Below are 13,734 nucleotides of genomic sequence, written 5' to 3'. Positions count from 1 at the left end.
TGAACCGGGAAGCAAAGCCATCAATCCGGCGGCTCTCAGCCTCTAGCTTCCTCCATAAGTTTTAAGCGATGAGACCTATGGAGGACGCGAAATCCCGGACCGGAGCTGTAGACTTTGCTGCGATATGGAGAGGTCCGCATGTCCGAGCAAAGCCTTCGTTTCCAAGAATCCGTCCGCCTGCAGGAACGCGCCCGCGAACTGATCCCGGGTGGCTGCCACACCTATGCGAAAGGCGAAGACCAGTATCCGGTCCTCGCCCCGGGCTTCATCGACCACGGTTCCGGTTGCCATGTATGGGACGCGGACGGAAACAAATATATCGAATACGGCATGGGTAACCGTGCCGTCGGGCTGGGTCATGCCTATCCCGCGGTGATCCGGGCGGCGGCCGAGGCGCTTCACGTCGGCTCGAATTTCACGCGGCCAGCCAGGATCGAAGTCGAGTGCGCCAAGACTTTCCTGGAACTCATTGACGCGGACATGGTGAAGTTCTGCAAAGACGGATCGGATGCGACTTCAGGTGCCGTCCGTCTTGCCCGCGGCTACACCGGACGCGATCTCGTCGCCTGCTGCGCCGATCATCCGTTCTTCTCGACCGACGACTGGTTCATCGGAACCACGCCGATGAACTCGGGCATTCCGGAGGCGGTGCGCAAACTGACCGTCACCTTCCGGTACAACGACATCGCCAGCGTGAAGGACTTGTTCGCCAACTACCCTGGCAAGCTGGCCGCCCTGATACTCGAACCGTCGCGCGGCGATGATCCCCGGGACGGTTTCCTGCATGAAGTCCAGCGCCTCTGCAGGGAAAACGGCGCGCTGCTCATTTTGGACGAGATGATCACCGGGTTCAGGTGGCACACTGGCGGCGCTCAGAAACTCTACGGCATCAAGCCGGACCTGACGACCTTCGGCAAGGCGCTGGCGAACGGGTTCTCAGTGTCCGCGCTCGCCGGGAGACGTGAATACATGCGTCTCGGGGGTCTCGAGTACACTGACCGCCCGAGAGTATTCCTTCTTTCCACGACCCATGGCGCTGAAAGCCACGCGCTTGCAGCGGCGATCGCCAACATGCGGACATACCGCGACGAGCCCGTGATCGAGCACCTCCACCGTCAGGGGGAGAAGCTCAGGGAGGGCATCGAAGAGGCAGCCAGGTTCCATGGAGTGGACGGGCACTTCAAGGTCGTCGGCCGTCCCTGCTGCCTGGCCTACGCCGCGCTCGATCCTGACGGCAAACCGTCCCAGGCGTACCGTTCCCTTTTCCTGCAGGAGACGATCAGGCGTGGCGTGCTCATGCCGTCCCTGGTCGTCTCCTATACCCATGACGACACCGCTGTCGCGCAGACGGTCGAGGCCGTCGACCGCGCGCTGGCGGTCTATGCGCGGGCACTGGAATCGGGGACTGACCGCTTGCTGGTCGGCCGCCCCTCCCAAGTGGTTTTCCGCCGCTACAACAAGGGGGACAAACCCGCCGAGATCATTCCGATCAGTGCAAAGGCTTAGGCGGGGGCTGCGAGGTTCAGCTCGCGGCTGCGGCCGTTCGGTCGTCTGCGGTTTCAACTGGGAAGAGCTGTCTGCCCACCCAGTGCACGGCTTCCTCGATCGTGTCGAAATTCCTGTGGTCCCCGCTCAGAAGTCCGAAGCCGATCTCGAGGAACCATTTGCCCTTGGTGGAGTAGGCCTCTTCGTCGATCTCGGTCAGGACCGCGACGAGCTGGTCGGATTTCCAGACCAAGACACCGGATTCTCCACCCTCTACGGTACCAATGCGGGCTTCGCTGAGCGAAAAACCGGGCGCAATTTCTCGTTTGTCCACTTGATGAAAGCCCCTTGACTTCAAAATTGATTGAAGAAATCCGGCAACCTTGACGGCTGCTTCTGTTCTGCAGAACGACAACAAGGGGAATTTGTTAGCAGATCGCCGGCCGAGTTCAACATGATTCCGACGTTTTTTTGACCTGCGCCCGCTATCCACTGGTGCATCGTTAGTGCAGATCGTGAGCACCAAGAGCCAAGTGCCTTTATGTAAAGAGCTTTCCATATGACATGAGACAATCAGCTCTTTTTCGGCGACTAAAAGATTATTGTCTTTCGGAGCGTGAAAGCTTCCGCGAATTGCTCCGGTGCCCGGCACTCCATCCCGCGCAGCCTCGCAAGCCCGGCGAACGTCTCCCGGTCGAACCAGTCCTTGGAGCGCTGAGTGCCGAAGTGCTCGTGAAGCAGCGCGATCTTTCGTTCCATGACATCCGCCGTGAGCGGAACGTAGCCATTCGGCTGGCAGAGGTCACCGTCCCATTTCGGGATCTCGTATTCGAGCACCAGATGGTCGCGGAAGACGTTCCAGGTCAGCTGGTTGACCTCGCGGTGGTCCTGATGCGCGTCGAACCGGGCGTGGGTGAGGACCACTTCGGGACGGACACGCGCCCTCACGTCCATCAGCCACTGCTTGATCGCACGGCTCTGGGAAGGGAAATAGCTGTCCTCGAACTCGGCGATCTCGATTTTCGAGGTCCGCGAGCCTTCGAGGAACGCCTCGGCCGAGGAAGTGGCTTCGGCCGTCCGCTGGCCGCCTGCGCTCAGCACGCACCAGTGGACGTCCAACCTGACCCCTGACGCTATCAGGCTGAGGATGGTGCCTCCCGCGCCGATCTCGATGTCGTCGGAGTGGGCACCAAGGCAGAGGACCGAGAGTTCCTCCCCGCGTCGCGCGAGGCCAAGCCCCATCATGACGCGGCCGCGACTACGTTGCGCCCGTTTCTCTCGGCGGTGACCTTGGCGTTCCAGGGCATGTCGCCCTTCTCCACCATGTCCTCCAGCGCCTGCCAGTCGCGCATCGTGTCCATCGACCGCCAGAAGCCTTCGTGCTTGTACGCCATCAGCATGTTGTCGGCGATCAGGCGTTTGAACGGATCGAGCACGAGTTCCTCGCCTTCGCGCATGTAGTCGAAGATTTCGGACCGGAACACAAAGTAGCCGCCGTTGATCCAGATCTCGGAGGTTTCCGAACTCCTGAACTCGCGGACCCGGCCGTCCTCGGCGATGTCTGCCAGATGGTATGTGAGGGGCGGCCGCACAGCAAGAAAGCAGCCGATCTTGCCGCTGGCTTCGAACTTGGCGATCACGTCGTTCAGGTCGACGTCGGTCAGTCCGTCGCTGTAATTGGCCAGGAACATCTTCTCGCCCTTGACGTGGTCCCGGGCGGCCCAGAGGCGCTCGCCGATATTGCGCCAGATGCCCGTGTCGAGCAGGGTGACGCTCCAGTCCTTGTCGGTCTCGTTGAGGAGTTGGACGTCCCGCCCGCCATGCGACACCACGCAGTCGGCGAATGTCTGAGGCCGCATGTTCAGGAAGAAATCCTTGATCACGTTGGCTTTGTAACCCAGGCACAGCACGAACTCGTCGTGCCCGTAATAGCTGTACCACTGCATGACGTGGCGCAGGATCGGCTGGTGGCCGAGCGGGATCATCGGCTTCGGGATGCTTTCGGAATAATCGCGTATGCGGGTCCCGCGGCCACCGCAAAAAAGGATGACTTTCATTTCCGCAACTCCGATGGATCGATGACTGTCACGAAGGGAATCGGCACCACGAATTTCGCCCCCCAGCCGGCGACATGGTGCATCTGCTGGACGATCTCGTCCTTCAGGTTCCACGGGAGGATCAGGATGTAATCAGGCTTCGCCTCGTCGATGGCTTGGACGGGCTTGATCGGGATGTGCATGCCCGGGGTGTAGCGGCCGTGCTTATATGGGTTCCGGTCGACGGTGAAATCGAGGAAATCCGTTCCGATCGCGCAGTAGTTGAGCAGCGTGTTGCCCTTGCCCGGCGCGCCGTAGCCGCAGATTTTCTTGCCTTCGTTCTTGGCCGCGATCAGGAACGCCAGGAGGTCGCGTTTCGCACGCTTCGCCTTGAGGCCGAACGAAGCGTAGGTGGACATGTCCATCAACCCGTGACGCTTCTCGCGGTCAAGGAGCTCGGTCACGCTGTCTTCCGTCGCCCGGCTGCTGCCCTCGTGGGCGAGGTAGACGCGCAGCGAGCCGCCGTGCGTGGGCAGTTCCTCGACGTCGATGACCCGTAACCCGTGGCGGGCCGCCATCAGGTCGACAGTCAGCAGAGAGAAATACGAGTAATGCTCGTGGTAGATGGTGTCGAACTGGTTTTCGGCCATCAGCCGCTCGATGTGAGGGAACTCGAGGGTGACGACGCCTTCCGGCTTGAGCAGGATTTTCATTCCCGCGACGAAGTCGTTGAGGTCGGGAACCTGCGCCAGCACGTTGTTGCCGATGATGAGATCTGCCTTCAGTTCTTCCGTCACCATCTGATTGGCAAGCCGGACGCCGAAGAAGTCGACGCGGGTCAACACCCCCTTTTCCTCGGCGGCGCGAGCCACGTTTGCGGCGGGTTCCACGCCGATCACGGGGACACCGAGCGGGAGGAAGTGTTGGAGCAGGTAGCCGTCATTGCTGGCCAGTTCGACAGCAAGGCTTTCCTCTCCCAGGCCGAGCCGCTTGGTGATCGCCTCGCAATAGGCTTTCGCGTGGGCGACCCAGCTCGTCGAGAAGGAGGAGAAGTAGGCGTATTCGCTGAAGATGGTTTCGGCGCTCACATACTCCTTGAGCTGCACCAGCAAGCAGGTGTCGCAGACCATGACGTTCAGCGGATAATAGAGCTCCATCTGGTCGATCTGGTCGGCCTTCAGTATGCTTTCGCAGGGAGGCGACATGCCAAGGTCGACCAGCGTGTGGCGCAGGCGCGATCCGCAGAGCCTGCAGCCGACATCCCGGCCGGCGGTGTTGTGGTCGCGAACGATTTCGACAGCCTGAATGTTCATCCTTGGTCCCCGCTGGATTTGAAAAAAGACGGAGACGCGGTGGCTAACGCTGAACCTGTGCCTGCCACGCCTCCGAAGAGAGTGCGTCTTTTTCGACAGAGGCAGGTTAGGATGGCAGGCACCCGGTTTGCGATTTGGACATCCGAAGGGTGCCTCAGCCCTATAGATGAAACGGGCGCGTAGAGGACCGGAGCCGGCACAGCAATTGCGATGCGTCTTCCGCCGCACGGATGAGGACGCATTCACCCCCGGCATACCGCTATATGTGGAGCCACATTCTTAGGTAGCTCTTCCAGGCGGGGCGGCCGATGCCGGACACTCGACTTGCCGGTCCTTGCCCGGCTGGGGGTTTGAGGGCGAAATGCAGTTTACCGAAACGGAACTGAAGGGTGTCTGGCTGATCGAACCGACGCCGACGATAGACGACCGCGGTTCCTTCACGCGCGTGTTCTGCGAAAAGGAGATGGCCGATTGCGGGCTGGCGACGCGCTTCGTCCAGCACAGCAGGTCACATTCGGTCAGGAAGGGAACGCTGCGGGGGCTGCATTTCCAAGAGCAGCCATACACTGAGGTGAAGCTCGTCTCCTGTGTGCGCGGAGCGGTCTTCGACGTCGTGGTGGATCTGCGCCCCAACTCGCCGACCCGCAACCGCTGGCTGGGCTTCGAGCTGACGCCTGCAAACATGAAACAGGTCTACATCCCCGAAGGCTTCGCCCACGGGCTCCAGACGCTGACGGACGACGCCGAGGTGTCGTACATGATTTCGCAGTTCTACACCCCCCACGCGGCGAAGGGCGTCCGCTACAACGATCCGGTCTTTTCGATAAACTGGCCGCTGATGCCGACGGCGATGTCGGACAGGGACAAGTCGTGGCCGCTGCTCAGGAAGCTGGTTCATTAGGCGGCAGATTGCCCTAAGCGTCTGCATTGTCCAGAACAGGCTGCCATGGTGGCGCGTCACCCCCGTTCTGCTGGTTTCATGCTCCTGACAGGATCGGGCCAATCGACGTGCTATCGTTGCTTCGGGCACAGTCAGGGAGTTCAACCATGTCCGGGATCAGCCGCCGCAACATGCTGGCCGGAACCGCCGCGATCGGTGCGGCCATTGCCGGAACCGGCACCGCAGCAGACTTGCGGGAGGAGAAGCCATCCCGCGCATTGTGGACGTTGATTGAAACGCAAGAGGCTGCCTACGCCAAGTTCATGATGGCGATCCGCAAGCCAAATGGAAGTCGCAATGACCATGCCGCAGCCAGCCGGGACGAAGAAAAGGCGCTGGTCGCCGTGTGCGGGTTCCCCGCGGCAACGGACACAGACCGCCGGGCCAAGGCGACCTACCTTCTCCAGGTCGAAGCGCGTGGAGAGCTTGATCTCAGGGAGCACATGCAGGCAGTTCTGCTTTCCATGATGTAGATGCCTGCCCCATCCAAATTCGAGGACTACGGTCCAACTCGCCGCTCGAGCTCATCGAGTCTTTCTCTGAGTCCGTTGGCATCGGCCAAGTTGCTCAAACCCGCCTGCACGGCATTAAGAACTTCGTCCTGCAGTCCGACGATCTCCACACGGGCGGCTCTTGTCTCGTCGGCGTTCCGGTCATGTTTTCGAATTCGGTCATTCGTGATGCCAACGCATCGATGCGGCCTGTGATGTCAGTTCGGAACGCAGACATGTCTGTTCGGAACGCGGCCAGATCTTCCTGCGTTTTGAAATTCTGTCTGGTGATTTTGACGATCTCAGTGTCGATTCTGTCGAATCTGGCGTTCGTGCCCTCCCAGGACTTCAACATGCGCTTTTGCATGTCGATGAGGGCGTCCAGCGCCTGCAACATGCCTTTCGTCTCCTCAGCCATCGTTAAATTCCTATCACATGGGGTGCTACACGAATATGGCTTTGGGGCTCGCAAATGACAACGTCATCGTCGGCGACCATAAGACATCTCACCGTAGTGGATGAGAACTGCCGCAGAAATAGCTATGGAGCCCGACGATGAGTCTTTGACCCCGGCTAGGCGTCACCCAGAAGACCGTGGTCAGACAGCATTGTCGCTGCGGCGGCGATTTCCCTGAACGGCAGTCCGGAACGCTCGGCCATCGACAGCAGCGAATGCTGTCCGTCGGCAAGGTTGAGGACCCAAAGCAGTGACATCGAGGTTGCGTCCTGCGACTTCTGCCCTCCAAGGGCCGCGTAGAGTCCGCGCCTGCCGAGCTGGGGCTCGCATTTCGGGACGAGGTTCAACGGCGTCCAGTCCCCTTCGACGATATCGATCACCTCGCTCAGGATACGGAAGGAGTCCGCCAGGTGCTCGGGACGGATGAAGTCGAGATTGTCGGCCGACGTGTGGTATTCGGGAAAGGTGCCATGGACGCTTCGCTGGAACATGCCGACAGGGAGGTTGAAGCCCGGCGAGCAATACTGCCTCTCGTCATAGCCGTAAGGCGAAAAATCGATCACCTTTGCCCCGGCTTCATGCCCGAGCACGTGGGCCATGGCACGGTCGATGAAAGCGTCGCCACGGCGGCTGCGCTTGTATGTGGGGCTTCCCGCGTCGCCCACGCAGGACAGCACCAGGCCGTGGTCTATGAGATGTGTCCGGTCCTCGTTGCGGGACAGCCAGGTGATCGCGCCGATCGTGCCCGGAGCAAACAGGAAGCGGTAGCTGTAGCGTGTTTCCCTGGCCGCCAGGTGCTTCGCGAGGGTCGCAAGCAGGGCAAGGCCCGAGCAGTTGTCGTTGGCCAGGGACGGATGGCAGATGTGCGCTGACAGGAGGAATTCCCGCTCTGTCTTACCACGGTGCAGGTACTCGCCGTAAGTCAGGCTGCCGTCCTTGAGTTCGGAATCGACCTCCACCCGGTAGAGGCCGTCGGGCAATTGCGATACCCGGTCGTAGGACATGCAGAAGCCCCACGTCGGGGCGTAATAGGAGGTGCGGTAGGGGATCACATCCGGCTGCCCGGGCAACGTGTGGATGTGAGGCCGCAACTCGTCGAGCGGCAGGATTCCCTTGTAGGGTACGCTGTAGTTGACGACGTGCAAGTTGTGGTCGGCAAAGTCCACGACCCTCTGCCCGTCCGGTCCCGTGATGCTCGCCGAGCGGATGATCCATTCCTTCGGGACAGTCCAGTCGAACACCTGCGTCCCCGAGGGCACCTCGTGCCGCTCGAGCGCGACGTGACCGGAGAGGACGTCCAAGGTCCGGCGCACGCCGTCTCCCGTGATGCTCCTGCGGATCGGAAACAGCCGCGCAGCCAAGGCGTAGATGTCGTCGCCGACACTGATGGGAGGCGACTGCTCAAGGCCGTCCGGCTTCACGTGCTCCATCGCGGATCACTCCGCCGCGGCTACCATTGGCCTCGCAGGTTCGACAATCCGCATCCGGTCGTCCAGAAGCCCGTTTGCCAGGAGGTGCCTGATGTGGCCGATGCGCTGGAACCGCGGCCCCTCGAACTCCTCGAGCGTCACGTTCGACCTTTTGTAGGCTTCGTAGAGCTGCTCGGCACCCTTGCGGGCATCCCATTGCGGCTTGAAGGCAGGAAGCGCCAGCGCGATCTTGTCGAAGCTGACGCGGTAGGAACGCTTGTCCGGCCCGGCATCGGACGCGAATTCGAGCCGACAGCCTGGCACGACGTCGGCGACGATCTCGGCGATGTCGCGGATCCTGTAATTGTGGTCCGTCCGGCCGACATTGAACGCTTGGTTGTGGACGGCGTCCCGCGGCGCTTCCAGCCCGGCGATGAACGCCCTGGAAATGTCCTCGATGTGGACGATCGGCCGCCACGGCGTCCCGTCGGACTTCAGGAGGATTACCCCCTTGGTGACCGCCCAGGCGACGAGATTGTTGAGCACGATGTCGAAGCGGAGCCGCGGCGAGAGGCCGTAGGCGGTCGCCGGACGGAAGTAGACGGGAGAGAAGCTGCTGCCGGCGAGCTCGGAAATGTCCCTTTCCGAGAGCACCTTGGACCAGCCGTAGGCCGTGACCGGATTCAGCTCGCCCGTTTCGTCGACCATCCCGTCGCCAGCCTGCCCGTAATTGCTGCACGACGACGCGAGCAGAAAGCGCGAAACGCCTGCCTCCTTGGCCGCCTTCGCGACACGGACGCTCCCCTTGTGGTTTATCTCGTATGTGACGTTCGGATCGAGGTCTGACAGCGGATCGTTGGAAAGCGCCGCCAGGTGAATGACGGCATCAAATCCTTCAAGATCCCGCGGCTGCACGTCCCGGACGTCTTTCTGGATGGAGGGGACGTGAGACTGGTCGCCACCCGCGGCGAAACTGCACCGCCTATAAAGGTCGCTGTCGTAGCCCGTCACCGAATGCCCCGCCTGGAGCAGCATCGGCACCATCACCGAACCGATATAGCCTTGATGGCCCGTCATCAGCACTTTCATCGCTCGCATACCTCTTCTCGAGTGGATCCTGACCCGGGAAGGGCCGACGCAGAGAGGCTACGTATTCATGGATGGACGGGCGAGAACGCCAATCGGCGATGGGGCTGCCCCGTTCGACGAGGCTTGGCCTCCGTCTACCGCCTTCGGATGGTCGGCCCTCAACTTTCAGGTGGAGCCTGAAAGCACCGTCGCGAGCAGGTATTCGTCCTGGAGTTCGAGGCTCTTTCTGAATTTCCCAACCTTGCAGACGATCATCCGGGAATGTTCTTCCCGGCTTTCCGCCAGTCTCGAAAACTGCTCGGCCAGAAGGCCGACATCGAAGCTGTCGACATGCTGGCAAAAATCGCCAAGGCCCATCTTTTCCAGCAGCAGGTCGTTTTTGGCCGCATAGCTGAGGGAAATCACGGGCTTCCCCGCCATCAGGGCAGCGACCACGTTGTGGAAACGGGTCGCCACTACGAGATCGGTCCGGGCGATCTGAGTGAAGACGTCGTGCAGGGAGTGGACCGGTTCCGAGGACAGTCTGTCGGTATCGGCTTCGCCCAGAGCGGCCATCACAGCCTCGACCGCAGGTGCGTCATCTTCATCGCCTGTGAGCAGGCGGACATTGTAGCCGCTGGCCAGCAGTCGGGTTACGAACGTCGCCATTTTCGCGACATAGCCCTCGAACACCGCCTGCCCGCGTTCTTCGAAAGCATACCAGCCGCGGTAGTTCATCACGCCGACGCCGACGGTGAGCGGGCGCGAAGGGGCGGCAGGGGCGGATTGCGGAACTGGCAGCTTGAAGGCGAGATCGGGGTACATCGAGTCCAGGCTGGTGTCGACTCCGGCCTTCTCCATGAATTCCCTCGAGCCGGTGTCCCTGTAGCTCCGGTAGTCGGCCATGCGGGCCGCACTTGTCATCAGCCATCGGCTGAGGCGGCTTCCGATCGGTCCGGCACCGATGCTGACGAAGGCGATCCGGGTCCCCATGAGGCGCGCGGCCAGGCACCATTTGAAGACGTCGAAAGGCAAACCCGTCGGCCTGTCGCCGAAGTCGTCCAGGATTCCCGTTCCCGGGACCACCATGACGCCGGCCTTGCGGATGTGCCGCAGGGCATAGATGAAATTCACGGCCATACCGGGAACTTTCAGGAAGACGCGGTCGAGAAGGCGTGCGATCCCCTCCCTTTTCGGGAGCCGGATCGGGACTGTGTCGATCCCGAAATCTTCCCTCACAACTTCTGGCACCTTGCAGATGCAGAACAACCGCGCCTCGGGACGCTTCTCTTTGAGAAACGACAGCATGGACTCGAGCGAGCCGTCATTGCCAAGGTTGCCGCAACCGAACAGGCCGAAGACGGCAATGCTCTTTTCCCTGCCGCGGGCTGTTGTTGCCGCCGACCCGCCTTGTGGCCTTGAGGGCCGCCCCGGCTTTCCGTGGCTGACGCGCAGTTCGTGCACGGCGCTCATTGGCTCTGCTCCGTCGGGTCGGCGGGGACAAGTTCCAGAATCCAGTCCGGGTATCCGCGGCCGTTGTTTCTTGGCGGTTTGAAACTGTGCGTCCCGGCCGTGAATGGCGACCCGTCGACCACGGTCACCTCCCCGCTCGTGGGATCGCGCCAGCGCGCGGCGACCAACGAAGCCGGAAACCGCGCAAGATCGACCGTCACACCCTTGTTGCCTGGCATGTAGACGACTGCGAAGGAACCGTCCTTGGCCATGGCCGCGACCGCTCTCTTCATGTCCTTGCCGATGCCGTCGACCAAAAGCCTGTTCTTGCTGTCTGGTTCGAGCAGCCACCATTTGACGGAAGAGACGAATTCGAGAAGCATTTCCATGCTTCGTGCGCCGGGGCTGTCCAAGGCTTCCGTCCACTCCATGGTGGGCGGATGGAGACCGGGGCCTCCGAAATGCCAGATCGGGTTGTTGCCGTAGAGATGCCCGAACGCGCCCGAGAGAATGGCATGGTAGGCCTGGATGCGGACCCGGTGCTCGTCGGCACCGTGTTCGAACTCATAGGCGCTCTCCATAAGGAAGAAAGGCATGCCCCTGCCGATATTGTGCTCACGGATCGCCGCCGAATGGACGGGGCCATAGGTGTAGACATTGTTGACCTGAAGCCAAGGTTCGTAGCCCCAGAATTCGAGCGGTGCCGTTTCCGGGGCATTGTGGACGGTGCCAAGGGCATCGGGGTCCTCTTCCATGACGCCGTTTGCCACGGCCCTTACGAGGTCCATGTCGGGAGGGTCGAAATCTCCCCCGTTGACCCACATGATGTTTTCGAAGTCCCGGTAGCGGCTGCCGACGAAGCGGCCATAAGCATGAAGTTTTTCGGATCCAGCTTGTGTCATTTCCCCGTACCAGCCGTCGACCAATCCCCCGTAACCCAGGTATGCCGGGGTAAGCATCACCAGGAAACCAAGTTCGCATGCCTTCTGCAGGATGCGGTCGGCATGGGCAAAATACGCCTCGTTCGGGGTGCCGAAATCATCTTTGGCGAACGGCCTCTCACCATAGGCGTTCGCAGGCGCGTTGCGGGCAAATCTGTGCTCAAGCAGGCTCACCAGCACGGTGTTGAACCCACGGGCCTTGCGGTCGTCAAGGTATCGGTATGCTTCCTCTTCCTTGAGGTCGGCGATCAGCGACCAGGCCGCCTCGCCGTGCATGAAGAACGGATGGCCTACCCTATCTGTCGGATAGTGCTTTCCGGGTGAGACCCGCAGCGGGAACTCAATCCCGCCAATGCTTCCGCAGGCCGCTTGGCTCCCGCCGGATGTGGCCGCCAGCAGGCTGGCTGCCACGAGAAGAGGCGCGAGGCGTATTGCCATGGTACTTCCTCCGGATCGGCCTCTTCTTTCAGCCCGGTGTCGGGACCGCGGTGGCTTCGCGGATGGCGGCGTGCATGGATTTGAACTCCTCCGAGTCGGCGATTCCGAAGGCCACGGCCTCCCGTGTCATGGTCCCCGCGCGCAGCTGGCGGGCATAGGTTTCCATTCCCCAATCGTCCGCGGGGCGGTTCAGGAGCAGATGGTACAGGAAGCTGATGTAGGCGCGGTCACTGAGGCCTATGGTGGCGTACCTGCCCTCGAAATCTGCCGAGCGCATCAATTCCAGGATCATGTCGGCGAGTTTGGCCCCCCCGTTCTCCATGGCGGACGCCCACTGCCCCACGCTGTCGCTGTCGCCCTCGCGGCCAAGGACGAGACAGAAGGCAAAGCTCGCCTGCCGCACGGGCATGGCTTCGCCGGCAGCCGTGGTCTCGGTGTCGCAGTCACGGTTGGGCTTGGGCAGCGGCCGCGGGCCGCGGGTGAAATCGCGCACCGTCTTGTAGGCGGGCTTCGGTTCCCCGGCCATCCATTTGCCCTCGTTCGCCGGGTCCGGGGCGAGCCTTACCAATCCCATGTTGGCTTCGAAGCTGGGAGCCCAGTAGGGCTCGTCAAAAAGTTCGTAGATGTGTCCCGCCTCGACCTTGTACTTCTCACTGAGTTCGCGGAGACGCGTCATCGTGTGCTTGATGCCGTCGGCCTGCTGGCGCTCGCTGCGCTGGCTTCCGTACGGATTGTTGAACTCGGTGACCCAGATCGGCTTGCCGTAGCCCGAGATTTCCCTGAACGCCCATTCGGGGTCTTCGCCGTACATGTGCCAGACCGAGATGTCCCAGGCGATGCCGTCCTGCTTCATCCGCGCGAATGCGCCTGTGTGGCCCCATCCGGCGGTTCCGATCGCCTTGCGGATTGCGGGATCGACCTCGGTCATGCCGTCGGAAAGACCCTTGAGGACGGCGCTCACCTTGACCCAGCGCGGGCCGTAATAGTCGAGCGCTTCCGTGCCTCCCGCTGGTCCCCACTCGCACGGATACTTGGAGCCGTCGTCGCGGTTCTCGCACGGCTTGATGATGGCGTGGTTCTCCATCTCGTTGCCGAGTTCCCAGACGCGGATGTCGTCCTTGAACCTGGTGCCGAGCGTCACCGCCAGCTTCCGGGTCTTCGCGTAGAGTTCGTCCGGGCTGTCCTTTTCGAGGTCCACTATGTCGGGTGTTATGACGGGCAGGATTTCGATCCCCCTCACCTTTCCGGCGTGGACAAGATCCGCGAGGATGTCTGCGTTCTCATCGCTCGTGACGTTGACCCGGTATGACTTCATGCCGAGGTCCTTGATGTGGTCGAGCTGCCTTTCGACGGGGATTCCCGGATAGGCAGTTATAGGATGGCCGTTGACGCCCCACAGGATGTCGGCGGATGCAGGCGCGGCTGTCGCCAGCAGGCACGCCGCAGCTGTTGCGTAACGAATGGACATGGCAACGGGCCTCCTTGCCCCGATTTGAGACCGGGATAGTCGGGAACTGATGCAGGGTAGGCAATTTGCACATACGGTTGAGCAAGGGCCGATGTTACCCCTTTCGGGGGTCGTTCCCCAGCAATCGGGAGGCCCGTCCCTTTGGCTGTGGTCTGCATTTGGCAGCCAGCCACATGTGCCCCGTGGGGTGGCACGGACGTGCGAGACTCTACCGGACTTCGGACCCTTCTCCCTTG

At 61.6% G+C, this 13,734-nt stretch carries 13 protein-coding genes; 3 read left to right on the top strand and 10 right to left on the bottom strand.

Going from position 1 to position 13,734, the window contains the following annotated elements:
• Positions 1 to 138 precede the first annotated feature (138 nt).
• Entirely contained in the window at positions 139 to 1,506 is a 1,368-nt protein-coding gene (locus tag G6N73_RS17465) for a glutamate-1-semialdehyde 2,1-aminomutase (RefSeq protein WP_165029821.1), read from the top strand.
• A 16-nt stretch (positions 1,507 to 1,522) separates the two neighbouring features.
• On the opposite strand, the gene G6N73_RS36930 is transcribed toward G6N73_RS17465, so the two are convergent.
• The 4 genes from G6N73_RS36930 to G6N73_RS17445 form a co-directional block, all read right to left on the bottom strand.
• Entirely contained in the window at positions 1,523 to 2,011 is a 489-nt protein-coding gene (locus G6N73_RS36930; protein ID WP_246252150.1) for a hypothetical protein, read from the bottom strand.
• 65 nt (positions 2,012 to 2,076) lie between these two features.
• Positions 2,077 to 2,730, bottom strand: coding sequence for a PIG-L deacetylase family protein (locus G6N73_RS17455; protein WP_165029820.1), 654 nt, complete (start codon positions 2,728 to 2,730; stop codon positions 2,077 to 2,079).
• Positions 2,727 to 3,542: a sugar phosphate nucleotidyltransferase gene (locus G6N73_RS17450; protein ID WP_165029819.1), complete on the bottom strand. Its 816-nt coding sequence runs from the start codon at positions 3,540 to 3,542 to the stop codon at positions 2,727 to 2,729. Before G6N73_RS17450 ends, G6N73_RS17455 begins: the two co-directional genes overlap by 4 nt.
• Positions 3,539 to 4,834, bottom strand: coding sequence for a class I SAM-dependent methyltransferase (locus G6N73_RS17445; protein WP_165029818.1), 1,296 nt, complete (start codon positions 4,832 to 4,834; stop codon positions 3,539 to 3,541). The genes G6N73_RS17450 and G6N73_RS17445 overlap by 4 nt, the downstream gene beginning before the upstream one ends.
• A gap of 361 nt (positions 4,835 to 5,195) precedes the next feature.
• Here G6N73_RS17445 and rfbC point away from each other — a divergent pair, with 361 nt between their 5' ends.
• Together rfbC and G6N73_RS17435 are read left to right on the top strand one after the other, a co-directional pair.
• Positions 5,196 to 5,735, top strand: a complete 540-nt coding sequence (gene rfbC / locus G6N73_RS17440; protein ID WP_165029817.1) for a dTDP-4-dehydrorhamnose 3,5-epimerase — start codon at positions 5,196 to 5,198, stop codon at positions 5,733 to 5,735.
• A 146-nt stretch (positions 5,736 to 5,881) separates the two neighbouring features.
• Complete coding sequence (locus G6N73_RS17435) at positions 5,882 to 6,247, top strand: hypothetical protein (RefSeq protein ID WP_165029816.1); 366 nt, start codon at positions 5,882 to 5,884, stop codon at positions 6,245 to 6,247.
• Positions 6,248 to 6,341: 94 nt separating this feature from the next.
• On the opposite strand, the gene G6N73_RS17430 is transcribed toward G6N73_RS17435, so the two are convergent.
• The 6 genes from G6N73_RS17430 to G6N73_RS17405 all read right to left on the bottom strand — a co-directional run bounded on the left by G6N73_RS17430 (position 6,342) and on the right by G6N73_RS17405 (position 13,498).
• Positions 6,342 to 6,683 carry a hypothetical protein gene (locus G6N73_RS17430; RefSeq protein WP_165029815.1) on the bottom strand — a complete coding sequence of 114 codons (342 nt, stop codon included), beginning with the start codon at positions 6,681 to 6,683 and terminating at the stop codon, positions 6,342 to 6,344.
• A gap of 155 nt (positions 6,684 to 6,838) precedes the next feature.
• A complete protein-coding gene (locus G6N73_RS17425) occupies positions 6,839 to 8,152 on the bottom strand; it encodes a DUF4910 domain-containing protein (protein WP_165029814.1) in 1,314 nt (437 codons plus the stop codon).
• A gap of 6 nt (positions 8,153 to 8,158) precedes the next feature.
• On the bottom strand, positions 8,159 to 9,220 hold the full coding sequence (locus G6N73_RS17420; protein ID WP_165029866.1) for an NAD-dependent epimerase/dehydratase family protein: 1,062 nt from the start codon (positions 9,218 to 9,220) through the stop codon (positions 8,159 to 8,161).
• A gap of 165 nt (positions 9,221 to 9,385) precedes the next feature.
• Positions 9,386 to 10,672: a polysaccharide pyruvyl transferase family protein gene (locus G6N73_RS17415; protein ID WP_165029813.1), complete on the bottom strand. Its 1,287-nt coding sequence runs from the start codon at positions 10,670 to 10,672 to the stop codon at positions 9,386 to 9,388.
• Positions 10,669 to 12,030 (bottom strand): glycoside hydrolase family 140 protein, encoded by a 1,362-nt coding sequence (locus tag G6N73_RS17410; RefSeq protein ID WP_165029812.1) that lies wholly within the window; start codon positions 12,028 to 12,030, stop codon positions 10,669 to 10,671. The genes G6N73_RS17415 and G6N73_RS17410 overlap by 4 nt, the downstream gene beginning before the upstream one ends.
• Positions 12,031 to 12,058: 28 nt before the next feature.
• Positions 12,059 to 13,498 (bottom strand): DUF4214 domain-containing protein, encoded by a 1,440-nt coding sequence (locus G6N73_RS17405; protein WP_165029811.1) that lies wholly within the window; start codon positions 13,496 to 13,498, stop codon positions 12,059 to 12,061.
• Positions 13,499 to 13,734 lie beyond the last annotated feature (236 nt).

The organism is Allomesorhizobium camelthorni (assembly GCF_011045125.1).
GTDB classification, from domain to species: Bacteria; Pseudomonadota; Alphaproteobacteria; order Rhizobiales; family Rhizobiaceae; genus Allomesorhizobium; species Allomesorhizobium camelthorni.
Note: the sequence above shows the minus strand (reverse complement) of the source record. Positions and strands in the feature narration are given on the sequence as shown.

Bases quoted from the DNA above. Each gene is read 5' to 3' on its own strand.
- G6N73_RS17420 (WP_165029866.1), bottom strand. From the start codon at position 9,220: ATGAAAGTGCTGATGACGGGCCATCAAGGCTATATCGGTTCGGTGATG.
- G6N73_RS17410 (WP_165029812.1), bottom strand. From the start codon at position 12,030: ATGGCAATACGCCTCGCGCCTCTTCTCGTGGCAGCCAGCCTGCTGGCG.
- G6N73_RS17415 (WP_165029813.1), bottom strand. From the start codon at position 10,672: ATGAGCGCCGTGCACGAACTGCGCGTCAGCCACGGAAAGCCGGGGCGG.
- G6N73_RS17450 (WP_165029819.1), bottom strand. From the start codon at position 3,542: ATGAAAGTCATCCTTTTTTGCGGTGGCCGCGGGACCCGCATACGCGAT.
- G6N73_RS17455 (WP_165029820.1), bottom strand. From the start codon at position 2,730: ATGATGGGGCTTGGCCTCGCGCGACGCGGGGAGGAACTCTCGGTCCTC.
- G6N73_RS17405 (WP_165029811.1), bottom strand. From the start codon at position 13,498: ATGTCCATTCGTTACGCAACAGCTGCGGCGTGCCTGCTGGCGACAGCC.
- G6N73_RS17445 (WP_165029818.1), bottom strand. From the start codon at position 4,834: ATGAACATTCAGGCTGTCGAAATCGTTCGCGACCACAACACCGCCGGC.
- G6N73_RS17425 (WP_165029814.1), bottom strand. From the start codon at position 8,152: ATGGAGCACGTGAAGCCGGACGGCCTTGAGCAGTCGCCTCCCATCAGT.
- G6N73_RS17430 (WP_165029815.1), bottom strand. From the start codon at position 6,683: ATGGCTGAGGAGACGAAAGGCATGTTGCAGGCGCTGGACGCCCTCATC.
- G6N73_RS17465 (WP_165029821.1), top strand. From the start codon at position 139: ATGTCCGAGCAAAGCCTTCGTTTCCAAGAATCCGTCCGCCTGCAGGAA.
- rfbC (WP_165029817.1), top strand. From the start codon at position 5,196: ATGCAGTTTACCGAAACGGAACTGAAGGGTGTCTGGCTGATCGAACCG.
- G6N73_RS17435 (WP_165029816.1), top strand. From the start codon at position 5,882: ATGTCCGGGATCAGCCGCCGCAACATGCTGGCCGGAACCGCCGCGATC.